The 25,699-nt window shown below is 71.4% G+C and carries 18 protein-coding genes and 1 pseudogene; 16 read left to right on the top strand and 3 right to left on the bottom strand.

Annotated elements, in window-relative coordinates:
- The first annotated feature begins 5 nt into the window (after window positions 1-5).
- Genes ACIRRY_RS41190 through ACIRRY_RS41175 form a run of 4 tightly spaced genes read left to right on the top strand, consistent with a single transcriptional unit; the run spans window position 6 to window position 5,007 of the window.
- A complete protein-coding gene (locus tag ACIRRY_RS41190; protein ID WP_403983647.1) occupies window positions 6-1,352 on the top strand; it encodes an LLM class flavin-dependent oxidoreductase in 1,347 nt (448 codons plus the stop codon).
- Complete coding sequence (locus tag ACIRRY_RS41185) at window positions 1,349-2,674, top strand: LLM class flavin-dependent oxidoreductase (protein ID WP_403983645.1); 1,326 nt, start codon at window positions 1,349-1,351, stop codon at window positions 2,672-2,674. The genes ACIRRY_RS41190 and ACIRRY_RS41185 overlap by 4 nt, the downstream gene beginning before the upstream one ends.
- A gap of 38 nt (window positions 2,675-2,712) precedes the next feature.
- Complete coding sequence (locus ACIRRY_RS41180) at window positions 2,713-3,534, top strand: TauD/TfdA dioxygenase family protein (protein ID WP_403983643.1); 822 nt, start codon at window positions 2,713-2,715, stop codon at window positions 3,532-3,534.
- Between the two features lie 48 nt (window positions 3,535-3,582).
- The gene (locus ACIRRY_RS41175; RefSeq protein ID WP_403983641.1) at window positions 3,583-5,007 is read left to right on the top strand and encodes an MFS transporter; all 1,425 of its coding nucleotides are present in this window, start codon (window positions 3,583-3,585) and stop codon (window positions 5,005-5,007) included.
- Window positions 5,008-5,019: 12 nt separating this feature from the next.
- On the opposite strand, the gene ACIRRY_RS41170 is transcribed toward ACIRRY_RS41175, so the two are convergent.
- Window positions 5,020-5,922, bottom strand: a complete 903-nt coding sequence (locus tag ACIRRY_RS41170) for a LysR substrate-binding domain-containing protein (RefSeq protein ID WP_403983639.1) — start codon at window positions 5,920-5,922, stop codon at window positions 5,020-5,022.
- Window positions 5,923-6,098: 176 nt separating this feature from the next.
- On the opposite strand from ACIRRY_RS41170, the gene ACIRRY_RS41165 reads away from it, so the two are divergent.
- From ACIRRY_RS41165 to ACIRRY_RS41120, 10 genes and pseudogenes are all read left to right on the top strand, one after another.
- A complete protein-coding gene (locus ACIRRY_RS41165; RefSeq protein WP_403983637.1) occupies window positions 6,099-7,037 on the top strand; it encodes a family 2A encapsulin nanocompartment shell protein in 939 nt (312 codons plus the stop codon).
- Between the two features lie 2 nt (window positions 7,038-7,039).
- Entirely contained in the window at window positions 7,040-8,962 is a 1,923-nt protein-coding gene (locus ACIRRY_RS41160) for a family 2A encapsulin nanocompartment cargo protein cysteine desulfurase (protein WP_403983635.1), read from the top strand.
- 342 nt (window positions 8,963-9,304) lie between these two features.
- Window positions 9,305-9,514, top strand: a complete 210-nt coding sequence (locus tag ACIRRY_RS41155) for a DoxX family protein (RefSeq protein ID WP_403983633.1) — start codon at window positions 9,305-9,307, stop codon at window positions 9,512-9,514.
- Window positions 9,515-9,913: 399 nt separating this feature from the next.
- Window positions 9,914-11,434: a hypothetical protein gene (locus tag ACIRRY_RS41150; RefSeq protein ID WP_403983631.1), complete on the top strand. Its 1,521-nt coding sequence runs from the start codon at window positions 9,914-9,916 to the stop codon at window positions 11,432-11,434.
- A gap of 654 nt (window positions 11,435-12,088) precedes the next feature.
- Window positions 12,089-12,901, top strand: a complete 813-nt coding sequence (locus ACIRRY_RS41145) for an alpha/beta hydrolase (RefSeq protein WP_403983630.1) — start codon at window positions 12,089-12,091, stop codon at window positions 12,899-12,901.
- On the top strand, window positions 12,898-13,719 hold the full coding sequence (locus ACIRRY_RS41140) for an SDR family NAD(P)-dependent oxidoreductase (RefSeq protein WP_403983628.1): 822 nt from the start codon (window positions 12,898-12,900) through the stop codon (window positions 13,717-13,719). Before ACIRRY_RS41145 ends, ACIRRY_RS41140 begins: the two co-directional genes overlap by 4 nt.
- Window positions 13,720-14,070: 351 nt before the next feature.
- The gene (locus ACIRRY_RS41135; RefSeq protein ID WP_403983627.1) at window positions 14,071-16,785 is read left to right on the top strand and encodes an ATP-binding protein; all 2,715 of its coding nucleotides are present in this window, start codon (window positions 14,071-14,073) and stop codon (window positions 16,783-16,785) included.
- A gap of 70 nt (window positions 16,786-16,855) precedes the next feature.
- Window positions 16,856-19,669, top strand: a complete 2,814-nt coding sequence (locus ACIRRY_RS41130) for an AAA family ATPase (RefSeq protein WP_403983625.1) — start codon at window positions 16,856-16,858, stop codon at window positions 19,667-19,669.
- Between the two features lie 469 nt (window positions 19,670-20,138).
- Window positions 20,139-20,261, top strand: a complete 123-nt coding sequence (locus tag ACIRRY_RS41125; protein WP_403983623.1) for an alpha/beta fold hydrolase — start codon at window positions 20,139-20,141, stop codon at window positions 20,259-20,261.
- Window positions 20,262-20,602: 341 nt separating this feature from the next.
- Window positions 20,603-20,882: pseudogene (locus ACIRRY_RS41120) on the top strand (cyclase); the annotation flags it as partial.
- 69 nt (window positions 20,883-20,951) lie between these two features.
- Here the strand turns inward: ACIRRY_RS41120 and ACIRRY_RS41115 are convergent.
- Both ACIRRY_RS41115 and ACIRRY_RS41110 read right to left on the bottom strand, forming a co-directional pair.
- Window positions 20,952-21,548, bottom strand: coding sequence for an NADPH-dependent F420 reductase (locus tag ACIRRY_RS41115; protein WP_403983621.1), 597 nt, complete (start codon window positions 21,546-21,548; stop codon window positions 20,952-20,954).
- A gap of 42 nt (window positions 21,549-21,590) precedes the next feature.
- Window positions 21,591-22,409 carry an inositol monophosphatase family protein gene (locus tag ACIRRY_RS41110; RefSeq protein ID WP_403983619.1) on the bottom strand — a complete coding sequence of 273 codons (819 nt, stop codon included), beginning with the start codon at window positions 22,407-22,409 and terminating at the stop codon, window positions 21,591-21,593.
- A gap of 137 nt (window positions 22,410-22,546) precedes the next feature.
- Between ACIRRY_RS41110 and ACIRRY_RS41105 the strand changes: the two genes are divergently transcribed.
- Window positions 22,547-23,458 (top strand): LysR family transcriptional regulator, encoded by a 912-nt coding sequence (locus ACIRRY_RS41105; RefSeq protein WP_403983617.1) that lies wholly within the window; start codon window positions 22,547-22,549, stop codon window positions 23,456-23,458.
- A 615-nt stretch (window positions 23,459-24,073) separates the two neighbouring features.
- Entirely contained in the window at window positions 24,074-25,276 is a 1,203-nt protein-coding gene (locus ACIRRY_RS41100) for a ricin-type beta-trefoil lectin domain protein (protein ID WP_403983615.1), read from the top strand.
- Window positions 25,277-25,699 lie beyond the last annotated feature (423 nt).

Here is a 25,699-nt window from a genome sequence, read left to right as displayed (position 1 = left end):
ACACCATGACCACACAGACCCCACGTCGGCTCACCCTCGGGGCCCTCGTCGACGGCTCGGGCGGACACATCGCCGGCTGGCGCCACCCGGACGCACGGCCGGACGGACAACTCGACTTCGCCTTCCACGCCGACCTCGCCCGCACCCTCGAACGCGGGCGCTTCGACGCCCTGTTCGTCGCCGACGTCGTGGCGATCTGGGGACATCAACTCGACTCCCTGTCCCGCACCGGCCGCGCCGAACACTTCGAACCGCTGACGCTGCTCGCCGCCCTGTCCCTGGTGACCGAGCACATCGGGCTTGCGGCCACGGCGACCACCACCTACAACCATCCCTTCCACATCGCCCGCAAGTTCGCCTCCCTCGACCACATCTCCGGCGGCCGGGCCGGCTGGAACGTCGTCACCTCGGTCGTCCCGCTGGAGGCGGCGAACTTCGGCCGCGACAGCCATCTCGAACACGAGCTGCGCTACCGCAGGGCCGACGAGTTCGTGCAGGTCGTCAAGGGGCTCTGGGACAGCTTCGACGACCAGGCCGTCGTACGCGACAAGGAGAGCGGGCGCTACTACGACCCGGCCGGACTGCACACCCCGCACCATCGCGGCGAGCACTTCACCGTCCGCGGTCCCCTGAACATCTCCCGGCCGCCACAGGGGCACCCGGTGCTCTTCCAGGCCGGATCCTCCGCCACGGGACGGGAGTTCGCCGCCCGGCACGGCGAGGTCCTCTTCACCACCCAGCACGAAATCGGCGCCGCCCAGGACTTCTACGCCGACGTCAAGGCACGGGCCGCAGGGTTTGGCCGCGACCCCGATCATGTCCTGGTGTGGCCGGGACTCACCCCGCTCGTGGCCGCCACCGAGACGGAGGCGAGGCGGCGGCTCGCCGAACTCCAGGACCTCATCCACGACGACGTCGCCCGTCGTCTCGTCCAGGACAACATCGGCGACCTCGACCTGACCGGCTATCCCGTGGACGCTCCGCTGCCGGACATCCCCGACACCAACCGCAGCAAGTCGCGCCGGGAGTTGCTGCTCAAGCTCGCCCACGACGAGAAGTTGACGATCCGTCAGCTCGCGCACCGCTTCGCCGCGGGGTCCGCCGTCGCCGGTACACCGGAGCAGATCGCCGACCACATCGAGACCTGGTTCCACGCACGGGCCGCCGACGGCTTCAACATCTCCTTCCCCTATCTCCCGGGCCCCGCCGACGACTTCGTGGACCACGTCGTACCGCTGCTCCAGCGACGAGGCCTGCTGCGCACCGAGTACGAGGGCACCACCCTGCGCGAGAACCTCGGCCTGCCGCGCCCGGCCGCACGCGCCCGAGACCTTCAGGAGACCGGCCGATGAGCCGCCGCACCGACCAACTCCACCTCAACGCCTTCCTGAAGCCACCGGGCGAGTACCTCGCCGCCTGGCGGCACCCCGACACGGCGGCCGACGCGGGCGTGAACATCCGGGAGGTGCTCTCCTTCGCGCGGACGGCCGAACGGGCCGCCTTCGACGCGGTGTTCCTCGCGGATCTCGTCGGCGTCCCCTTCGCGAGCGAGGACGTCCTCAGCCGGGTCAGCGTCGTCAACGACTCCTTCGAACCGACGACCCTGCTGGCCGCGCTCGCCGCCGGAACCTCCCGGATCGGCCTGATCGCCACCGCGTCGACCAGCTACAACGAGCCGTACCACGTGGCCCGTACGTTCGCCTCGATCGACCACATCTCCGGCGGCCGGGCCGGCTGGAACGTGGTGACCTCCCTCAACGACGGCGAGGCCCAGAACTTCGGCCTCGACGCCCACCTCGACCACGCCACCCGCTACGACCGCGCCGAAGAGTTCCACGACGTGGTGACCGGCCTGTGGGACTCCTTCGAGGACGACGCGTTCCGTCACGACCAGGCGAGCGGCGTCTACTTCGACCCCGCCAAGCTGCACGCCCTCGACCACGAGGGCAAGCACCTCAAGGTCGCCGGGCCGCTCAACATCGCCCGGCCCCCGCAGGGACACCCGGTCATCGTGCAGGCCGGCGCTTCGGAAGCGGGCAAACAACTCGCCTCCCGCATCGCCGACTTGATCTTCTCCGGCATCAAGGACCTTGGCCGGGCACAGGAGTTCTACGCCGAGATCAAGGGCCGCGCCGCAGCCCACGGCCGCGACCCCGACCACCTCAAGGTGCTCCCGGCCCTGTCCGTCATCACCGCACCGACCGAGTCCGAAGCCCGCGACAAGCACGCCCGGCTCACCGAACTCCTGCCCCCGCAGGTAGCGTTGGCCGACCTCTCGTACTGGCTCGGCGGCTTCGACCTCAGCCCCTACCCGCTGGACGGACCGCTCCCCGAACTCCCCGTCTCCAACCAGTCGCAGACCGCACAGCAGCAGATCTACGAGGACGCCCGCCGCGACAACCTCACCATCCGCGACCTCGTCCGCCGCGTCGCCGACGACGACCGCACGATCACCGGCACCCCCGAGCAGATCGCCGACCACATCGAGGAGTGGTTCCAGGGACGGGCCGCCGACGGCTTCAACGTCGTCTTCCCTTACCTGCCGGGCACGTTGGACGACTTCGCCGACCTGGTGATCCCCGAACTCCGCCGCCGCGGCCTGTTCCGCACCGCGTACACGGGCACCACGCTCCGCGACCACCTCGGGCTGCCCCGGCCGTCCCGGCGCTCCTGACCCCGTACCCGCACCCGCCGTAGAAGAAGGAGAACGTCATGACCACCGTCGCCCGTCTCGACATCCTCAGGGCAGGGCCCCGTTTCGGCGCCGAGATCGCCGGTGTCGATCTGACCGCGCCCGTCGACGAGAGCACCGCCGAGGAACTGCGGCGGGCCTTCCGGGAGCACAAGGTCCTCGTGTTCCGCGGCCAGCACCTGACGCCCGATCAGCAGGTGGCTGCCGTAAGCCTGTTCGCGCGGCCCTTCGACCACCCGACCGCCGTGAAGCACCCGGACAACCCGCTGGTCTACCCGTACAACGTCAAGCAGACCGGCAAGGCCAGCACCTGGCACATCGGCGGGCTGTGGCGCGAGCCCGTGTTCGCGATCGAGTCCCTGACCTACGAGGTGGTGCCGGAGGTGGGCGGCCACACCTTGTGGGCCGACCTCCAGGCCGCGTACGACGATCTGTCGCAGCCGTTCAAGGTGCTGCTGGAGTCGGTCGGCGCCCTCTACGACGGCAACGCGGAGAACTACGCGCAGGGCAGCAAGAAGAACGCTCCCGGCGAACCCGTCGAGCACCCGGTCGTCCTCACCCACCCCACCACCGGCCGCAAGGGCCTCTTCATCAGCAGCTCGGCGAAGCAGCTCACCGGAGTCACCCCGGCGGAGAGCAAGGTGCTCCTCGACCATCTGCTGCGGCACGCCTCCTCGCCGAACTACACGATCCGCTTCGGCTGGAAGCCCGGCGACTTCGTCCTCTGGGACAACCGGGCGACCTGGCACTACGCCGTCGACGACTACGGCGACGGCGAGCGCGTCTACCGTAAGGTCCTCGCCGTGGAGCCGGACGCCGGTGTCACGGAGCGGCACGCCTGAATGCTCCCGGGAGAAGACCCAGCCGCCCGGCGCGTCCTGCTGGTGTGCATGGCCGCAGGGGCAACCACCTTGCTGGACCAGGCAGTTCTGAACATCGCCATCCCGAGCATGCGGCACTCGCTCGGGGCCGGCGCAGCGGACATCCAGTGGATCGTGGCCGGCTACTCACTCGCCTTCGGACTGGCCCTCGTACCCGGGGGCAGCCTCGGCGATCTGCATGGCCGCAAGCGGCTCTTCCTCGTCGGCATGGCCGTCTTCCTCCTGGCGGGGGTGACGGCCGCGACCGGCGGCGGTCCGGGCATCGTGATCGGCGCCAGGCTGGTGCAGGGCGCGGCGGCGGGGCTCGTCAACTCCCAGGTGATCGGAACCCTTCAGGACGTCTTCCACGGGCTGGACCGGGGCCGGGCGCTCGGGCTGTACGCGGTGACGGGTGGCGTCGCCGCGGCACTCGGGCCGCCGCTCGGCGGTGTGCTGGTCGCCGGGCTCGGACCCGGGACCGGCTGGCGGTACTGCCTCCTGCTGAGCGCACCGTGCGCGGTCATCACCCTGACCCTCGCGGCCCGCTGGCTGCCACCGCCCAGGCGCACCGCCCGCGACTCCCGGCTGGACGTCCTCGGCCTCGCCCTGGCCTGCGGCTGCACGCTGACGCTGATGGTGCCGTTCATCCGCACACCGGGCAGCGGGGGAGCGGCACTTGGGTGGGCGGCCGGTGTGTGCGCCCTGGCCTGCGCGTTCGCCGTGCATCAGCGGGTACGGGCGCGCAGGGGCCGCGCGCCGCTGGTCCATCCCGCGCTCGCCTCGTCGAAGCCGTACACGCTGGGTACGGCGGTCGCCATGGCCCAGTTCGGGTCCTCGCTCGCCGCGTCCCTCGTGCTCACCGTCTTCCTCCAGGACGGGCTCGGGCTCTCCGCTCTCCTCACGGCGGCGGTCGCGCTCCCCTCGGCGATCGCGATGGGCGTGTCCTCGGCACTGGCCTGGCGGCTGATGCGACGTATCGGGCTGCGCACGGTGACCGTGGGGCTGAGCCTGGGTATCGGCGCCGCCCTGGCCGGGGCGGTGGTCGCGCTCTTCGTACCGGCCGGGGGGCTGCCGGTCGCGTTCGCGGCCACGCAGTCGCTGTCCGGCGTGGCGGGCGGGCTCGCGGTCTCGCCCAACCAGACCCAGGTGCTGCAACATGCCCCGGCGGAGGCCGCCGGAGTGGGCGGCGGCATTCTGCAGATGGCCCAGCGCATCGCGGCGGCCGTCTGCCTCAGCGCCGTGTCGGCGGTCTATCTGCACTCGGCCGGTGGCGGGCCCGGGGGCAGTGGCCCGAGGGTCGCGTACGCGCTGGCCTCCTGCGTCTGCGCGGGCCTGCTCGCCGTGGCCCTGGTGCTGTCGCGGCTGCGTGGGGTTGCCTCCGCGCCTCGATCCTCCGTAGCCGCGATTCCGGCCGCGGGCAATCGCCGGGACGACCGGAGCCCGCAAGAACGGTAGGAACCGGTGCCGTCACGACGGCCACTCCGGTTCCGAGACGGTCGCGGCGAGTGCGTCGAGGAGAACCTGCGCGGGCTGGGACGCGGGCGGCTTGCCGTAGACCGCGGCCACGACCTGTCTGCGCATGCCGTCGATGCGGTGGAGCCGTACACCGGGGTGTCTGTTGGCGAGGAGGGTGAGGCCGGGCAGCAGGCTCACGCCGAGGCCGGCCGCGACCAGCGCCTGTACGGCGACGTAGTCGTCGGTCTCGAACTCGACGATCGGCGAGAAACCGGCCCGGCCGCAGGCCGCGACGAGATGCTCGCGGCAGCGCTCGCAGCCGGCGATCCAGCGCGTGTCGGCGAAGGTGGCCAGGTCGGTCAGCGGTCCGTCCCAGGCGCGGTCCGCCGGTGTGACCACGTACAGCGGCTCGTCGAGCAGTGGCGTCATCGTGGTGTCGCGGCGATCGCGCTGGGGCGGGTCGCCGTGCTCGAAGATCAGCGCCACGTCGACGTCGTTGTTGCGCAGGGCGCCCAGCGCGTCCGGTGGTTCGGCCTCCCGCAGGGTCAGCTCGATGCCGGGATGCCGGTCGGAGACGCGGGCGGCGGCGAGCGGCACCAGGGTGGCCAGCGCGGAGGGGAAGGCGGCGAGGCGGACCCGGCCGGTGCGCAGCCCGGCCAGCTCGTCGAGTTCGGCGTGCACCGACTCGACCTGGGCGAGGATCGACTCGGCACGGTCCACCAGCAGCCGGCCGGCCTCGGTGAGCCGGATACCGCGCCCCATCCGCTGCAACAGCGGCATGCCGACCTCGGCCTCGAGCTTGGCGAGTTGATGGCTCACCGACGGTTGCGCGTAGTGCAGTGCCTCGGCGGCGGCCGTGATCGAACCCTCGCGGGCGACGGCGACCAGGACACGCAACCGACTCAAGTCGATCATTTGTGAATCATAGACCGCGTCGATGACAGCCTCGAAAACACGCATTGGACCATTACCGGACCTACTGCGACGGTGAATCGATAGTGGGTGCGAGAGATCGCGGCCGCACACCGTCTCGTCGGCGATCTCACCCCGTCACGCGTGCCCGGGTTCCGGGCGCGGAAAGGAGATGTCGCATGACCACGGCTGTGAATCCGCCGTCGCGATCGATGTCGGTGAGCGACAGCGCGGCGCGAACCCTCGCGAACGCCACCAAGACCGTTCCCCAGATGAGCTCCATCACGCCTCGCTGGCTGGTGCATCTGATGTCCTGGGTCCCGGTCGAGGCCGGCATCTACCGGGTGAACAAGGTCGTTCACCCCGAGTCGGTGCGCATTGAGTGCGACAACTACGACGAGTCCCCGCTGCCGGACACCTTCGTCGACTACGAGCGGGAGCCCCGGGAGTACCGGCTCAAGGCCGTCCAGACGGTCCTGGACCTGCACACCCGGATCTCCGACCTGTACTCCAGCCCGCACAACCAGACGGCACAGCAACTGCGGCTGACCATCGAGGCGGTGAAGGAGCATCAGGAGGGCGAGCTGATCAACAGCCCGGAGTACGGGATGCTGGCCAGCACGGCGGCCAGCCAGCGGATCTCCACGATGACGGGGCCGCCCACGCCGGACGACCTGGACGCCCTCATCACGAAGGTGTGGAAGCAGCCGGCCTTCTTCCTCACCCACCCCGAGGGGATCGCCGCGTTCGGCAGGGAGTGCACCCGTCGGGGCGTACCGCCGGCCACGGTGAGCATGTTCGGCTCGCAGTTCCTGACCTGGCGCGGTCTGCCGCTCGTCCCGTCGGACAAGGTCCCGCTGGAGAACGGCAGGACGAAGTTCATCCTGCTGCGCACCGGCGAGTCCCGCCAGGGCGTGGTCGGACTCTTCCAGCCCGGGCTCTCGGGCGAGCAGGGGATGGGCCTGTCGGTGCGCTTCATGCAGATCGACCGCAGCGCCATCGCCTCCTACCTGATCTCCCTGTACTGCTCGCTCGCGGTACTCACGGAGGACGCGCTCGCCGTGCTCGACGACGTCGAGGTGGACAAGTTCCATGACTACGCGCCGAGTTACCGGTAACCATGACCACGCCCTCACCTACCGGTAATGAAGCCGCCCCCGCGTGGCTGCCGGACGAGGAGACGCTGAGCCGGATGGCCGGGGAGTTCTTCCGAGCACTCCCCGGGCAGTCGGCGGAGGCGGAGGCTCCGGTGCCCGACGGCCCGATGCAGTGGCCGACGCCGACGGGCCTGCCTGCCGCGGACCCGTCCGCCCCGGTCCCGACGGATCTGCCGGCCGCAGCCCCCGCTCCGCCGATGCCGACCGCCACACCCGCCGCGAACCCGGCTCCTCCGCCGCCGACCGGCCTCCCGTCCATGGACCCGCCGCCTCCGGCACCGACCGCCGGAATGAGCCCGCCGTCCGGGCCGCCGCCGACCAGCGCCCCGGCCACGTACATGGCCAACCCCCCTACGGTGGGTGCGCCCGGCGGCGCCGGAGCCCTCCCGGAGACACCGGTCCCATCGGTGCCCCCGGGGCCGCAGACAACCCCGTCGCCGACGACACCACCGGCCCGGCTGTCGGACCCCGGGGCGTACTACTTCCTCGCCGAGGCGCCCGGGTTCCCCGCCCAGGCGCCGGAACTCCCCGGCTTCGGGCACCTCGGGCTGCCACGCCTGCCCGAGGTCGCGTCACCGACGGCGACGACCGCGCCGTACTACTTCGTGCAGGAACCGGACGTGTCCGGTGCGCCGTTGGGACTTCCGGTCGACCAGCACCCGGGCTTCGACGTGCAGGCGGTCCGGCGGGACTTCCCGATCCTGTCCGAGCTGGTCAACGGGCGTCCGCTGATCTGGCTGGACAACGCGGCGACCACGCAGAAGCCGCAGGCGGTGATCGACCGGCTGGCGGAGTTCTACTCGCGCGAGAACTCCAACATCCACCGGGCGGCACACGAGTTGGCCGCCCGGGCGACGGACGCCTACGAGAGCGCCAGGAAGACAGTCGCCCGGTTCATCGGGGGCTCCGCCGAGGAGATCGTGTTCGTCCGGGGCACCACCGAGGCGATCAACCTGGTCGCCAAGGCCTGGGGCCCCACGCACATCAGCGCGGGCGACGAGATCGTGCTCTCCCATCTGGAGCACCACGCCAACATCGTGCCCTGGCAGATGCTGGCGGAGCAGACCGGTGCGGTGATCAAGGTGATCCCGGTCGACGACAGCGGCCAGTTGCTGCTCGACGAGTACGCCGCGCTCCTGTCGGAGCGGACCAAGCTCGTCGCGGTCACCCAGATGTCGAACGCGCTCGGCACGATCGTGCCGGTCGAGCAGATCATCGAGATCGGGCACCGGGCCGGAGCGCGTGTCCTGGTCGACGCGGCGCAGTCGGTCCCGCACCTGCCGATCGACGTCAGGGCGCTGGACGCGGACTTCCTGGTCTTCTCCGGGCACAAGCTGTTCGGGCCGACCGGGATCGGCGTGCTCTACGGCAAACGGGAGGTCCTGGAGGACATGCCTCCGTGGGAGGGCGGCGGCAACATGATCACCGACGTCACCTTCGAGAAGTCCAGCTTCCAGCCGCCGCCGGGCCGTTTCGAGGCCGGCACCGGCAACATCGCCGACGCGGTGGGACTGGCCGCGGCCATCGACTACGTCGAGCGCATCGGCCTGCCGAACATCGCCGCGTACGAGCACACGTTGGTCGAGCACGCCACCGAAGGCCTTCGTGGTGTGCCCGGGCTGCGGCTGGTCGGCACGGCACCGAACAAGGCGAGCATCGTGTCGTTCGTCCTGGACGGTTATGAACCGGCCGAGGTCGGGACGGCGCTCAACGAGGAAGGCATCGCGGTGCGTTCGGGCCACCACTGCGCACAGCCGATCCTGCGCCGGTACGGACTGGAGGCCACCGTCCGGCCGTCGTTCGCCTTCTACAACACACATGGAGAGGTGGACACGCTGATCGCGGCGGTCCACCGGCTCGCGGACCGCCGCGGCGCACGCCGCTAGTCGGCGCGCATCTCCTCAACCGGTACGGCGGCGACCTGTTCGAGGTCTCCGCCGTACCGGCATGAAGTCGGCCTGTTCGCCGTCCTGTTGCTCACTTCTTCAGCCAGCCGACCTTCGTGTAGTCGATGTCCGCGAGGCCGCTCGCGCCGTAGTTGGCGAGGGTCGAGTACGCCTGGGAGCGGAAGATCTGGTCGACCCAACGCCTCTGAACCGGAGAGCGGTGACGACCGCGCCATCACCGTGCCCATGAGTTCAGCGACCTGCTCAAAGGCGTCCGACTCGTGGAACACATCATGACCGTCCAGGTCATCCGAAGTGCAACTACCTGTAACCGTCGCAGAGTTGAGGTCCCACACGTCCATCGCGGGCGGTCTCGTCGTAGGGCTCTGGTGGGGGGCGTTGGGGATCGCCGCCGCCGTTGGACTGACGCTGTACTTCGTCGGTGTGGTTGGCGCGCATCTGCGTGTCGGTGATTCCAAGGGCTCGCCGCCGGCTGGCGTCCTCGCGCTCGTCGCCGTCGGCCTCATGGGGTTGGGCGTTGCCGCGCTCTGACTGTCTGTCGGTAGCTGAGGGGCATCGTCCATTCGTACGGCGCATGCCACGGTTCTGGCCGGGCTCGCCGTGGGAGTGGTGAGCAACTTGTGCCGGAGTTCGGCGGACGGCGCGGTGCCCGGACTCGTGAGTGGCGTCGGGGGCGGCGGTGGAGGTGTTCGCGATGAGAGAGGAGACCTTCCAGCGTCCGTCCCCGGCGCCGGTGAGTGTGCCGGTCCTGGCACTGACAAGCCGCTGTTGGCGGTACATGGTGGAGAGGCTCCGCTCGCGGAACCTGTCCGTCAGTTGACGGACACTCGGGCGCAACCTTCCGGTGTTCTGGCGTGTCCACGTAACGTGCTGACGATACGCAGAACAACATGGCGGACAGCGGCGGCCGCCGCTTTCGCGACCGCCGTTATGGCGCTCGCGACCCCGGCCGCGCACGCCGCCTCAACGACGCTCGTCCTGGACGCCCAGGAGAACTACTACCTCCCCACCGAGGGCGAGGGCCCGAACCTGGACCTCGGCATCACCGCCTCGGGCGGGGATGCCCATGACGTCTCGGTCGCGGTCGACGCGTCGTCCCTCGCAGGGAAGGCGACGATGGTGGTCACGGGGGACTGCGTGAGCACCGGCACCCTGAAGGTGAGGTGCGACGTGGGCCCGCTGTCGGGCAGGGAGTCGATCGACCCGTTCTTCCTGAAGCCCACCGCGGCCGCCAAGGTGGGCGACACCGGTGCCATCACCTACACCGCCACCGCCTCCGACGCGGCCACCGTGACGGGGAAGACGGATGTCTTGGTAGGCGGGCCGAAATTCGTCTCCCGGCCCTATCCGGCGCTGAAGGGCATCGCGCCCGGCGCCGTCTTCGAGCGGACCCCGGCCTTCGCCAACACGGGCACAGCCCCCGCCGACAAGGGCGTCATGCTGCTGGTGCAGGAATCCGACGGCGTCTCTCTCGCCCGTGACCACTCCAACTGCCACTACTCGGACCAGCCCGACGTCGGCGCCTGGTGCCGGTTCGACACCCCGGTCGCACCCGGCGCGGCCTACGAGACGGACGCGCCGCTGCGCTACACCGCCTCCAAGGACACGATGTACGGCTACAACACCTACGTCGTGTGGCCGGTCGGCGGCACCGCGCCCGGCTCCTTCGACCCGTCCGACTTCCCCGGCACCGGCACCGGCGCGCCGCTCGGCCTGAAGGCCGTCGCCTCCGGCTCCGGATTCACCGGCTCCGGGTACGGCACCTTCGCCACCAGCCAGCATGCCGACTACCAGGCGCTCGGTGACACGGTCGAGGGCAAGGTGGGCCAGACGGTGAGCATCACCCTGGGCGTGCGGAACAACGGGCCGGGCCGGATGGACTTCCGGTGGGGGGACGCCGACAACTCCGGCACGTTCGTGGTGACCCCGCCCGCCGGCACCACCATCACCGGCGCCCCCGGCCCCGGCGAGCAGGGCGACCCCGGGCCGCTGTGGAACTGCACACCTCGCAAGGCCGGCGCGAAGAGCTACACCTGCGACATCGCCAGCACGGACTTCAAGCCGGGCGACTCCGTGACCCAGGAGTTCACGGTGCGGATCGACCGGGTCGTCCCCGGCGCGCGGGGCAGCGTGCGGGCGGTCGAAAACCCCGACTACCCCAATCGTGACGACGACACGGCGAACGACACCGCGGCGATCACGGTGGAAGCCACCGGCTCGGCGACGTCCAGCCCGTCGCCCAGCACCTCCGCGTCCCCGTCGGCCACGGCCACCGCGAGCCCGTCCGGCTCCGGGGCGGGAACGAGCAGCGGGTCGACGTCTGGCGGCGGGCTCGCCGCCACGGGAGCGGACGGAGTCCTGCTGCGGGCGGGCACCGCCGTCCTGCTCGTGGCGGGCGGCGCGCTGGTGTTCCTGGTGGCGCGGAGGTCACGGCCGCAGGGCGGCCGCTGACGCAACTGTCCGCTGCCGTCGAATCGAGGCGTTTGACGTCGAACCCGGTCGCTTCGACTTCCTTGCCGGTGAACTGATAGTGATGGGGCTCGCGCCACGTTGTACCGCCGCCGAGCCCCCGTGGGCTCTGCGGCGACCGTGTTCCTCCGCGGCGCCTGCCGGTTCTCCGGGGGCATCGGCGACAGGCTGCTCGAAGCCCTGCCGTAGGTCCTGACCCTACGAGTAGCCGTCGGTGATCCGCCGAGGGATGGGATCTCCCTGCTTTCCCACGAGCTCGCCCACCCTGAACAGGGCTGGCCCACTGTGCTCGACCGGCCCCTCGACGTCCTCCTGGTGCTTGCCATCCGTAGTGACGTCCGCTGCGGCCCGAATGCACCCCGCTGGTACAGCGCATCCGCCGATCCCGGTCTGGGCACTGGGGCTCCAGGTCATGCACAAGGACGCGGGCCACCCCCGGTCCGGATCCGCCCGACTTCGCACTCGCCCCGGCCCTCGCTCACGGCCTGGCCCGGTCCCGGATCGACGCCCGGATCCTGGGGGCGTCGGCGGACGGCGCGTGAAGGACTGGGGTGCGACCATGGTTTGAGCGCGCCGGGAACCGGGTTGTGTGAGCCATCGCAGGAACGACATGTCGTCACGCAGGAGGGCCGATTCATGACCGCCGCCCCGATCCCCGTCTATTTCATCCACGGACTGTGGCTGCACAGCGCCTCATGGCAGCCGTGGAGCGACCTGTTCCGTCAGGAGGGCTACGAGCCGTTCGCCCCGGGCTGGCCGGGCGACCCCGACACCGTGGCGGAGGCCCGGGAGAACCCGGAGAGCATCGCCGACCACGGCATCGACGACGTCGTCGAGCACTACGCGGCACTGATCGCCGAACTGCCCGCGCCGCCCGTCCTGATCGGCCACTCCTTCGGCGGCATGATCGCGCAGAAGCTGCTCGGGCAGGACCGTGCCGCCGCGGCCGTCGCGATCGACGCCGCGCAGATCAAGGGCGTCCTGCCGGTGCCGCTGTCGGCGCTCAAGGCCACCCTCCCGGTGTTCAAGAACCCCGCCAACAGGCGCCGCGCGGTGTCCCTGACCGCCGAGCAGTTCCGGTTCGCCTTCGGAAACGCGATCTCCGAGGAGGAGTCGGCGGAGCTGTACGAACGCTGGACCATCCCCGCCCCCGGCAAGCCGCTCTACGAGGCCGCCTCGGCGAACTTCAACCCGCACTCCCCGGCGAAGGTCGCCACGGAGAACTCCGGACGGGGCCCGCTGCTGCTGATCTCGGGCGGCAAGGACCACACCGTTCCCGAGGCCGTCACCCGCGCCACCCTCAAGCAGTACCGGCACTCCGACGCCGTCACCGACATCATCGGATTCCCCGACCGCGGGCACTCCCTGACCATCGACAGCGGCTGGCGAGAGGTCGCCGAGACGGTCCTGGCCTGGCTGGGCCGACAGGATCTGGGGGGCGGACGATGATGTCCGGTGGTTCCGGGGCCGCCGGCTTCGATCTCGGTCTGACCGGGCAGAGCGCCGTGGTCACCGGGGCCGGGCGGGGGATCGGCCTGGCGATCGTCGAGGCTCTGCTGGGAGCCGGTGCCCGTGTCGTCGCCGGTTCGAGGAGCCGTACCGACGCCCTCGACTCCCTGGTCAAGGACGGCGCCGAACTCACCGTCGTAGAACTGGACCTGACCGAGCCCGAGGCACCGGCCGCGCTGGTGGCGGCGGCGGTCGCCGCGTACGGCGGTGTGGACGTGCTGGTGAACAACGTCGGCGCGGTGCGGCCGCGGGTGGACGGCTTCCAGGCCGTTTCCGACGCCGACTGGGACTGGGCGTTCACGATCAACTTCATGGCCGCCGTGCGGGCCACCCGTGCCGCACTGCCCCATCTGATCGCGAGCGGCGACGGACGGATCGTCACCGTGTCCTCGGTCAACGCCCGTCTGCCCGATCCGCTGGTCATCGACTACAGCGCGGCGAAAGCGGCGCTGACGAACTTCTGCAAGGCGCTGTCCAAGCAGGTCGGGTCGGAGGGTGTTCGGGTCAACACGGTCAGTCCCGGGCCGGTCGAGACCGCGCTGTGGCGGGGCGCGGGCGGCGTCGCCGACACCGTCGGGCGGTCGCTGGGCGTCGATCCGGGCGAGGTGGCCCGCAACGCCGCCGGGGCGGCCGTCACCGGCCGGTTCAGCACCCCCGCCGAGGTCGCCGACCTCGTGCTCTATCTGGCGAGTCGGCGCTCGGGGAACATCACCGGCGCGGACTTCGGGATCGACGGCGGCATGATCGACGCCCTCTGATTCAGCCCGGCCTTCGTCGAGGAGTCCTTCAGGGCCGACGGAAGCCCCGTCGTCGCGGACGCCGACGACCTGCCGCCGGCCTTAGACCCGGGCGTGGTGATCGCCTCGGCCGAGGCGTTCCACGTGAGGGTGACCGGACCGGCACCGACCTTGTGAGCGCTGTGTCCTCAATCGCCGGACGGGCGGGCGGGCTTGGTTCAGCCCGTCCGTCCGTCCGTCCGGCTGATCCACGACAGAACACAGCCGGCGGGCCGCGCGACCCAACGGTCCCGCGCAGACCGTCGGCCGTGGCGCAGTACCCTGATCTTCCGTACAGACCGCGGTGGGGGACCCGGCTGATGGAGGGGGAACGTGGGGCTCATCGGCCGGGACGATCAGCTGGATCTGTTGCGCCGGCTGCTGACCGAACCGCGGGGCCAACGCAGCGCGGTGCTGGTGCGCGGGGCGCCCGGCATCGGGAAGACGGCCCTGCTCACCGAGACCGCCGCGCTCGCCGAGGGCCTCGGCTACCGGGTGCTGAGCACCAGCGGTGCCGAGTCCGAGAGCGACATCCCCTACGCCGGTCTCCAACTCGTGCTCCGCCCGCTCCGCGCGGCGGCCACCGAACTCGCAGCCCCGCACCGCCAGGCCCTGGACACCGCCCTCGGGCAGGCCGAGGCCGGTGTCCGTGACGTCTTCCTGGTCGGTCTGGCCGTTCTCAACCTCCTGGCCGACGTGGCCGCCTCGACGCCGGTGCTGGTCCTGGCCGACGACGTCCAGTGGCTCGACGACGCCACCGCCGGCGTCCTCGCCTTCGTGGCCCGCAGGATCGGCACCGAGCCGGTGGTCATGGTGGGAGCCGCCCGCGACGGCTACCGGTCGCGGCTGAACCCCGACGAACTCACCTCCGTGATCCTGGACCCGCTCGACGACGGCCAGGCCACGCGACTCCTCGCCGACCACGCCCCGGATCTGCGTCCCACCGCACACCGCCGGCTTCTGGCCGAGGCCGCCGGGAATCCCCTGGCCCTGACCGAACTGTCGCGCACCCTCGGCGCGTCGGCCGACCCGCACATCTCCCGGCTGCCCCTCACCGAACGACTCGAACGGGCCTTCACCGACCGCATGGAGACCCTGCCCGACAACACCCGGGGCCTGCTGCGGATCGCGGCCCTCGACGACAGCCCGTCGCTCCCCGAGATCTACCGCGCCACCCGGGAGTTCACCGGTGCCTCGGCCGGCGCGGCGGACCTCGACCCGGCCGTACGCGCCCGGCTCGTCCACCTCGTCGGCACCGAGCTGCGGTTCGGGCATCCGCTGATGCGGTCGGCGATCCACCAGACCATGCCCACCGACATCCGCCAGGCCGCGCACGCCGCCCTCGCCGCCGTACTCGACGCGGACCCGGACCGGCAGATCCGCCACCGGGCCGCCGCGGCCGACGGCCCGCGGGAGACCGTGGCCGCCGCGCTGGAGGAAGCCGCGCACCGGGCCGCTCGCCGGGGCGGCATCGCGGCGGCCGTCACGGCCCTCGAACAGGCCGCCGCGCTCAGCGAGGACGCCGACCGCCGCGCCGAACGGCTGTTGCGCGCCGCCGACTTCGCCGTCGAGCTGGGCCGACCCGAGACCGTGACCCGACTGCTGGACCGGGCACTCACCGGGCCGCTGTCGCGGCGGCAGCACGCCACCGTCGTCTGGCTGCGCGGCAGCTTCGACGAAGGACTGCGCAGCCACTCGTCCGGCGCCATCTCCCTGACCGCACTCGCCGAGGAGATGGCCGCGGAGGACCCCGCGCTGGCGCTGCGGATCCTGTGGAGCGCGGCACAGTTGTGCTTCTGGTCCGAACCGGGCCCGGAAGGCCGCCGCAGGATCCTGCTGGCCGTGGAACGGATGGAACTCGACGAACTCGATCCGTGGCGGCTGGCCATCTGCGCGTACGCCGCCCCGGTCGACCGCGGCGCCTACGTCCTGGACCGTGCCCGGCACGTCACGCCCAAGGAGGGCGACGACGGCCGCGCCTACCGCATGCTCAGCACCGCCTCACTCCTCGCCGGCGGCTTCGACCTGGCCCGGGCGTTCTCCGCGGCAGGCGGCGCGCCGCTGCGTGCCCAGGGGCGCCTGGGGCTGCTGGCCCGTACGGTCGGCGCGGACGCGTGGAGCGCCCTGGTGGTCGGCGACCTCGGTGCGGCGATCGCCGCCACCGAGGAGTCACGGAGGCTGGCCCGCGAGACCAGCCAGACGATGATGTACGGGCTGATGACCGCCACCGCGGCCAAGCTGGCCGCGCTGCGCGGTGAGGTGGATGCCGCCCTGCGGCTGGCCGAGGAGGCCGAGGAGATCGGGCTTCCGGTCGGCGCACGTCCGGTGCTGGCCACCGCGTTGACGGCACGTGGACTGGCCGCGCTCGGCGCGGGGCGGTTCGAGGAGGCCTACGGCCATTTCCGCCGCCTCCACGATCCGGCGGACCCCGCCTTCCAGGTCGCCCTGCGGCTGACGACCGTGGGCGACCTCGTCGACGCGGCGGCGCACTGCGGGCGGCTGGACGCCGTACTCCCGATCGTCAGGGAGCTGGAAGCCGTCGCCGCGCTCACCCCCGCGCCGGTACTCCACGCCGACCTGCGTCTGGTCCGGTGCCTGTTGGCGGCGGACGAGGACGCGGAACCGCTGTTCACGGCCGCGCTGGGCGCCGACCTCAGCACCTGGCCGCTGATCAGGGCCCGCACCCACCTGGTCTACGGCGAGTGGCTCCGGCGTCGGCGGCGCAGCGTCGAGTCGCGCGACCACCTCCGGGCGGCCCGGGACATGTACGACGCGCTCGGCGCGATCCCCTGGGGGGAGAAGGCCCGCCGCGAACTGCGGGCCGCGGGTGAGACCAGCCGCCACCGGACCCCGGACGCCCGTGACCGGCTGACCGCCCACGAGCTGCAGATCGTCCAGCTCGCCGCCGAGGGGCTGACCAACCGGGAGATAGGCCAGCGCCTCTACCTCTCCCACCGCACGGTCAGCTCCCATCTCCACCGGATCTTCCCCAAGTTGGGCGTGGTCTCGCGCGCCGAGCTCCGGACCGCGCTGACGACCGTCACATGACGCTCGCTGCCCCCTGCGCGCTGCTCCTAGCGTTCTCCTTGCCTGGGTGTCGACGAGGGGGAGCGGTCCCATGGAGTGGAACGGCGGCCGGCATGCGTCGCGGACATCCGGGCGGTCCTCGGCCCTGGTCGGCCGGCACGCCGAGCGGGAAGCGGTCGGACGGCTGCTCGACGCGGTGCGCGACGGCCTGAGCGGGGTCCTGGTCCTGACCGGTGAACCCGGCGTAGGCAAGACCCGGCTGCTGGAGTACGCGGCGGAGCGGGCCTCGGAAGTGCGGGTGGTCCGGCTGACCGCCGTGGAGCAGGAGACCGGTCTCGGTTTCGGCGCGCTGCACCGGCTGCTACGGCCGTTCCTGAACCGGGCGGCCGTGCTGCCCGCGCCGCAACGGGCCGCGCTGGACGCGGCCCTGGGTCTGGCGTCCGGGCTGCCCGCGGACCGCTACCTGGTCGGTCTCGCGACGTTGACCCTGCTGTCCGAGGTCGCCGTTGATCAGCCGCTGCTGTTGCTGCTCGACGACGCGCAGTGGCTGGATCGGGAGTCGGCCGAGGCGCTCGCGTTCGCCGCCCGCCGCCTGCACGCCGACTCCCTGGGACTGATCGTCGCCGTCCGCGAAGGGCTCGGGGACAAGGGCGTGTTCGACGCGCTGAGCACGCAGCGGGTGCCCGGTCTGCCCGAGCCGGAGGCCAGGATCCTGCTCACCTCCGGCACCCGGCGGGTGGATCCGGCCGTGGCCGACCGGATCGTCGTCGGCACCGGCGGCAACCCGCTCGCGCTGCTGGAGTTGGCCGACGCCCTGAGCGCCGAGCAGCTGTCCGGTATCGCCCCGTTGCCCGATCCGCTGCCGGTGGGCCGACTGCTGGAGGGCCATTTCCGGCGCCTGGTCCGGGCCTTGCCGGCGGACACAGGAACCCTGTTGCTGCTGCTCGCGGCGGCTCCCTCGGACGACACGGGGCTGATGTGGCGGGCCGCGGGCAGGCTGGGCCTGTCGGCCCGCGCCGTCGAGCCGGCGATCGCCGCGGGCATCCTCGGCCGGGGCATGCCGACGTCCTTCCGGCACCCTCTGATCCGCTCGACGGTCTACGCCGGAGCCGAACCCGGTGAGCGCCGCCGGGTGCACGCGGCACTGGCCGCCGCCTGCGACGCCGTACGGGACGCCGACCGCCGTGCCTGGCACCGGGCCGAAGCCGCCGAGGGTGTGGACGACCAGGTCGCCGACGACCTGGAAGCCGCCTCCGAGCGGGCCCGTTCCCGCGGCGGCTACGCCCAGCAGGCCCTGTTCCTGTCCCGCGCCGTCGACTTCACCGGCGACCCGGACAAACGGACCGAGCGGCTGCTCGACGCGGCGCAGGCCCACCTGATGTCGGGCGACGCGACGGCGGCAGGCACCGCGCTGGACCTGGCCGGCGCCGACCTCCGCGGCCCGGTGATGCGCACCCGCGAGCTGCGGATACGGGCCACCGCGCAGATGTTCCGGATCGTGGTCGCCGACGTCCCCGCGATGCTGATGGACGCCGTGACCCGGCTCGGTCCGCAGGACCCGCGGCTGACCTGGGAACTGCTCCGTGAGGCGCTGCACGCGGCGCTGGTCGCCCACGACTTCACGCAGGGCACCTCGTTGACCGAGGTCGCGGCGGCCGTCACCGCCGCCCGGCACACCCCGGACACCACGGCGTCCGGCCGTGACCTGCTGATGGAGGGCCTGGCCCGGCGCGTCGCCGAAGGCTACGAGCACGGCGCGCCCGTGCTGCGCGGCGCCCTCGACCTGCTGCGGGACGGAGGCGAAATCGGGGACGGGAACAGCCCGTTCGCGGTGATGCTCTCCATGGCCTGCGACGACCTGTGGGACATCCGCGCCGAGCGTGAACTCGCCGATCGCCTGGCGGCGGCGGACCGCGACACCGGCGCGCTGTACTCGCTGAGCATCACACTGCTCGTCGCGGCACGCTGCGACCTCCTGGACGGACGGTTCACGGAGGCCGAGGTCCGCTACGCCGAGTTCGACGACATCGCGGCCGACACGGGGTTCCCCGGCGGCGGAGACATCAACCGGCTCCACCTGTTCGCCCTGACCGGCCGGGAGACCCTGCTACGGGCGGCGGTGCGGCAGGCCGAGGAGATGAGGAGCATGGGCCACGGCGTGCTCCAGTTGCTGGCGCAGCACGCGCTGACCCTGTTCGAGCTGGGCCAGGGCCGCTACCGGCAGGCGATGGAGCACGCGCGGGCGGTCTTCGAGGCCGATCCCCCGGCCTGCGGCAACCTCGTCCTCCCGCTGCTCGTCGAGGCCGCCGTGCGCACCGGCGACCGAGCCGTCGCGGCGGCGGCCCTGGCCCGGCTGGAGGAACGCGCCCCGCTCGCCGGTACCCCCTGGGCCCTGGGCGCCCTGGCCCTCGGCCGGGCGCTGACGGCGGACGGCGACGACGCCGAGAAGGCCTACCGGGAGTCGGTCGAGTTGCTGGAGCAGGTCCCGACGGCCCTGGAACAGGCCCGGTCCCGGCTGCTGTTCGGCGAATGGCTGCGCCGTCGCAAGCGGCGGTCCGACGCCCGGACGCAGTTGCGCGCCGCGTACGAGAGCTTCGACGCCTTCGGCGCGGTGCCGTACGCCGAGCGGGCCCGCACCGAGTTGCTGGCCACCGGAGAGACGGCCCGCAGACGGACGGAGGAGACCAGGTTCGACCTCACACCGCGGGAACGGCAGGTGGCCGCCATGGCCGCCTCGGGGCTGACCAACGTGGAGATCGCGACGCGGCTGTTCGTCACCACGTCGACCGTCGAGTTCCACATGAACAAGGTGTTCCGCAAGCTCGGCATCACCTCCCGGAGACAGATCCCCGACGCGATCGGCGAACCGGGGTCCGACCCCGGTGCGAGCCGCCGACGCCCGTGATGGTCTGGGTGCCCTGCGTATGGAATGACCGACCACACGGGCTCCGAAGTCGCGGAGGTCGAGCGCGACGACCGTGTGATGAGGGGTGAGCAGCGGGATACCGTGGCGCCAGAAGAACATCGTCCTCGGGAGGCTTCGCGCGACCGCCGTCGGGCTATGACACCCGGCCCCTCGCCGGTGACGTCGCCGGGGTCATGACGGCCCTGGGCTTCGAGCGGTTCCGCGTGGTGGGCGAGGACTGGGGCGCCGCCGTCGCCTACGCTGTCGCAGCCTTCCAGCAGCCGAGGGTGGTGCAACTCGTCCACCAGGAGACCTGGTTGCCCGGCCTTCCCGTACCGGCTCCGGCCGGGCTGCCGACCGAGGACCCCCGCACCGGCCGGCACCGCACGTGCTCGCCCTGCCGCACTAACCGGAGCTGCTCCTGGCGATCGGCGGCCGTGCGTACCCGGGCGCCGAGCCGGGTCACCAGATGGCGCAGGTCGCGAGAGACGTCCGCAGCACCGTCATCGAGAACGCCGGTCACAACATCCCGCTGGAGGCACCCGACGAACTCGCCCACGCCTGCCTCGACTTCTTCGCCGGTCGAGAGTGATGCGTACTGAGCAGGGGGTTGGTCAGTCCTCGCCTCGGACGACGTTCGACTCCGCGTTCGTGTGCGCAGTGATCGGAGGGCCGCCGCTCTCCACTGCGGGGACGCACGTGCGCACGCCCTTGCCGTGGCGATGACGGGCCTTCGACCAGCCGGTCCTTGCCACGTTCAGGACTTTCTGTTTGGCGGTGCGCGCGGTCACGGCACTTCAACTTCTCTCTGTCTCGGTCGAGTTCTCAATGGATGTGCACCGGGTTCCCGTGGGCAACGGGAGTGAAACGCCGTGCCGTTCAGATATCGCGCTCCTTCAATGGGCGTACGGCCGACCCTTGGAGGATTCAGCATTCGACACCGAGAACGTCGACCAACTCGTGGACGACCGGATCACCTGGTGATCCGTGGGGCGGCGACACCCGGCAGCGCGGATCGGTCAGGTTCGAGCGGCTGGACGACCTGCGTACAAGGGCCGAGCTGCCCACGGACGTCGAACCGACCGGCGTCGCCGAGAAGAGCGCCGACACGCTGGGCGTCATCGACTGGCGGGTCAAGGGCGACATGCGGCGCTTCAAGGAGTACGTGGAGCGCGAGCGCGGTGATCCGGTCGCCTTGTACCGCGGCCCGTAATCACGTGCGTCGTCCAGGCCCCGCTGTACGACGCGGGCCTGGACGTGGCGGTGTGCGCGTGACTCCGCGTCAGCGGGCGACGGACAGCGCGAAGGGTGCGAATCCACTGGACCGGATCACGTGCGGTACGAACAGGATCGCGGCCTCCGTGGCGCGGGCGGTCCGGATTCCGCCGAGATCGACGATCCACTCCTTTCGCCAGCCCAGGTCGGTGAGCAGTTCGCGGACGGTCGACTTGGCCTGCGGGTCCTCGCCGGAGAGGAAGGCGCTGGGCGACTGGGTGAGGATGCTGGGCGCGGTCATCACAGTGAAGAGCATGGTGTTGAGTGTCTTGACGACGCGCGTCTCGGGGAGCGACTCCTGGAGTTGCTCGGCGAGGCTCGATCCGGGATAGAGCAGGTCGGCGGGGAGTCCGTCCGGTCCGTCGACGGTGGCGTTGGAGACGTCGACGAGGATCTTGTCCCGCAGCTCCTCGCGCAGCGCGACGAGCCGTTCCAGGGAGCCGTCGCCCGGCGTGGCGTTGATGACGATCGGCGCGGTCCGGGCGGCTTCGGCGGCGGAACCGTGCGAGCGGTCCGCCACGGTCACCGCGTGTCCGGCCCGGGTGAGGGCTGCGGCCAGGCTGCCGCCGACGCGGCCGTTTCCGAGGACTGCGATGGTGGTCATGATGACTCGGTCCTTCCCGTGCTTGTGGGTCGTGGTGCGCGATCAGCGAGAGAGAGTGGCGACGGCCTCGGAGTGCACGCCGGGCGCGGCGGCCAGGAAGCTGTCGCTCGCCGGCGTCCATGGTCGGCCCTCGGCGTCGGAGATCAGTCCGCCGGCCTCGGTGACGAGCAGCGCTCCGGGAAGGAGGTCCGCTCGGGCTCCGGCGAACTGCCAGAAGGCGTCTATCCGGCCTGCGGCCACGTTCAGCAGATGCAGGGTGGCGGGCACCGAGGTCCGTACCACGAGCGCGTCGAGGAGCATCTCGGTGATCGAGGAGCCCACGCGCCGTACGACCTTCTCGTCCTCGTCCGGCCTGGCCTGGCTCGTGGCCACGATGCCCAGGCCGAGGTCGGCGGTGTCGGAGACATGCAGAGGCCGGTCGTCGAGGTGGGCGCCGGCGCCGGCGAGCGCGGTGTAGGTCTCGTCGGTCAGAGGCAGGTGAACCACGGTGAGGACCGGCAGTTGGTCGCGCACGAGAGTGGCCGTGACCGCCCACTCCGGCAGGGCGTGCAGGTGGTTGACGTTGCCTTCGGCCGGGTCCACGACCCACCATTCGCCGGGCGGCAGGGCTCCGCCCGCGAGCTCGTCCTCCACCCAGCGGGCCTGCGGGCGCAGCTTCGTGAGACGGGGGCGCAGGACGTCGAGGACTGCGTCGTCGTTGACGGCGAGCGCGCGCATCAGCTCTTCGCGGGTCTGGTAGCGGACCACGTGGCCGAACCGCTCCCGCAGCGCCGAACCCGCCGTGCGTACGGCGATCGCGGTCTGTGCGAGCAGGTCGGCGTCGGAGGCGGCGCCGTCAATGGGACGAAGCGTTTCGGACATGGTGGTGCTCCCGTCTGATCAGGGGTGATGAGCTTTGTCGGGCCAAGTCGCGCGGTCCGTCCTGCGCTCCCGTCTCGAAGGTATGCACCCCCACCGTTAACTACAACTGCATGTCAAGCACGGCTAGGATTACTCCCATGCAATTGGACTTGAACCTCCTCGCCGCGCTCGACGCGCTGCTGGAGGAGGGCAGCGTGGCCGGGGCGGCCGCGCGCCTGCACGTCACCGCCCCCGCGATGAGCCGGAGTCTGGGCCGGATCCGGCGCACGACCGGGGACCAGATCCTGGTGCGCACCGGACGTACGATGACCCCGACGCCGTACGCGATCGCTGTCCGGGAGCAGGTGCACGATCTGCTCCAGCAGGTCCAGGGCGTGCTGGCACCGAGCCGCGAACTCGACCTCACGACGCTGGAGCGCACCTTCACACTCCGCTGGCACGATTCCCTCGTCGCGCTCGGCGGCCCCGCACTTCTCGCGGCCGTGCGCGGACAGGCGCCAGGTGTGCGATTGCGTTTCATCGCGGAATCGAGCGTTGACACCCCCGAGTTGCGGCGCGGCGAGGTCGACCTGGAAGCGAACGCCAACCGCCCGAGCGCACCGGACGTCCGCGCCGAGAACGTGGGCGAGAGCCGCCTCGTCATCGTCGTGAGGCAGGGGCACCCCCTCACCCGCGTCAGGGCCGTCACCGCCGAGGGGTACGCCGCGGCCGAGCACATCGCCGTCTCGCGACGCGGAAACCTCGGCAACGCCCTCGACGCCGCCCTCGCACGACGTGCCCTCACCCGCCGCGTGGTGGCGACAGCGCCCACGGAAGCGGCCGCATTGGAGTTCGCGCGCGGTTCCGATCTCCTGATCACCGCCCCCGAAGCCACCACACGCTCCGCGGTCGCGGGCCTCGGCCTGGTTGTGCTCCCCCTGCCGCTCGAACTGCCGTCGGCAGCGGTGTACTTGTCGTGGCATCAGCGCTACGACACCGACCACGCCCACACCTGGCTGCGCGGGCTGGCGCGCACCGCGCTGACCGAAGCGGCACGATCATCAGCGTGATGGGCGCCGTCGAGAAGATGACCATAACGGCTGGACTGGCCTCCGGAGGGGCGATGCTTGGCCGTGCACCACTTGCCGCCCCGGACCATCTGATGTTGGCGGTCCAGTCCCGTGGGGCACTGCTGTACGGAGCCGATCGGCGTGATCACCGTAGACCTGAACTACCTTGCGTAGGCGCCGTTTTCAGGAGTCTGTACGCGGAGACCGCCCCGGTCTTCGAGGCGGTCGAGTCGTGCGTGTCCGCGCCCGCTGACTGCCTCGGCGGGCGGATGACTGCGACGTAGGTGACCGGCTGGCAGAACACCTGCCAGGCCCCGATCGCTTCGATACGTTCGTCGTCCTCGGGTGGGACGCCCCCGCGCAATTCGGCGCTCACCAGGAGCCAACTCGGTGACACCTACCTGAGCATGGCCCGCCCGGGTTCCGCCTGCGCCGAGTGGGTCCAGGCCTCCCCATTTCGGAACGACTTGGGCACCCCAACGAAGAGTTCCTGAGCACCAGACCCCGAGAGCTTCCGGTACCGGACGGACATCGCGTGTCGCCCTTTGCCTAGGTGGTCGTGCGCACGACAGAATCGCCTCGGGCACGAGGACGGTGATCGTCGGCGCCCGCTCAATGCCATCGCGGACCACCGCGGGCCACCACGACGTCTTCGGCACTTCGACGCAGTACCGGCCGCGCGGGAATCCACAACTTCAGTACCGGAAGGACGACATGACGGCCTCCTCCGAGGATCCGACGGCGGAGGCCGCCACGGCCCGGCCCGACCAGTCCGACTCCGCGTCGCGGCCCCTGCCACGCCGGTCGAGGGGGCCCTCGGCGATCGCCGAGGCCGCCGCCGCGCTGGGGCCCGCTGCCGCCTCCGAGTCCGGGGCGGTGGCCGACCCCGAGCAGGTGCCTCCGCTGCCGCCCATGTCCGCGGTGGCGGCCGAGTTCGCGGCATCCACCGAACGCGCGGCGGTCACGGCGGCGTCAGACGCCCGTACCGATGCCCACGCGGGGGACGTGCCTGACCACCATGCCGACGTCACGCCCGTTCCGAGCCGGTCCGCGCCCCGACCCGCACGGCGCCGCAAGATACTGCTTGCCGCCGCCGCTACCGCCGGCGTCCTGCTGACCGGCTCCCTGTTCCTCATGGACGGCGATGGCGGCACGGGGCGTTCGGCGGCCGGCACCGGATCGGACACCGTCCGGGGCGACGGAGAGACCGGGGACGTGACCGACTCGTCGGACTCGGCCTCGCCGTCGGGTGAATCCTCCGCACTCGAAGCCGACTCCACGCGGCAGTCCAGCGGGCGGCCGTCCCCGAAGGCCGGCTTGCCGACGTCCGGAACGAACACCGGTGACACCACAGCCACTTCGGAGGGCGACACCAAGAACGGCGGGGCGCCGTCCGGGAGTTCCTCACCGGCCACCGATTCCAGCGACATCGCCAAGGGCGTACTGATCCGGGGTCACGCCTCCGACCGCTGTATCGACGTGACCGGAGGCAACCCGGTGGACAACACCCGCTTGCAGATCTGGGACTGCACGGGCGCCGCCCAGCAGAAGTGGCAGTTCGCGTCCGATGGAACAGTCCGCGCCCTGGGCAAGTGCATGGACGTCGACGGCGGTTCGCGGACGGACGGCGCGTGGATCAAACTTGTCGCCTGCAACGGCACCGGGGCCCAGCAGTTCCGGCTCAACGCCGCGCACGATCTGGTCAACATCCAGGCCGACAAGTGCGTCGACGTCACCGATGCGGGGACCGGCAACGGCGCGGAGCTGCAACTGTGGAGCTGTACCGGCGGGGGCAACCAGAAATGGAGCACCGGCTGACGGCACGCCCTTCGAGGTCAACGCCGTTGCTTTGTCGGCCTGTTGGGTCTGGGCGGGCGGATCGTGACGACACTGGCACCGGGCTTGCTCCGGAGCCGTCGTGGTCGTAGCAGGGTTGTCAGCAGGCTGTCCCGGAGTCGGATCGGTGCGGTGATCAGGGGCTCAGGGTGTGGCGGTGACGGTGCGCGGGCCACTCGCAGGGTGTCGGTGAAAGAAAGCCGGTCGGGGTCGACGTCGTGGACGGCGCCGGTTCTGGAGATCAGGGACCTCAAGGCGTGGTGGGCCCGCAAGGGGGCCCAGACCTGCCGGCGTACGCCGTCGAGATCCACCGCGACCTGGACCTGCCGGCCGCCGGCCCGCGCTGGGCGAGCGCGCCGCCCGTGTCCGCACGGGACTGCACCAGGTCCGGCGGCCTGCATATGA

Origin of the sequence: Streptomyces sp. NPDC101776 (genome assembly GCF_044766845.1) — a bacterium.
Taxonomy (GTDB): domain Bacteria; phylum Actinomycetota; class Actinomycetes; order Streptomycetales; family Streptomycetaceae; genus Streptomyces.
The sequence above is the reverse complement of the archived record's forward strand: the minus strand, read 5'-3'. Positions and strand labels throughout refer to the sequence as shown.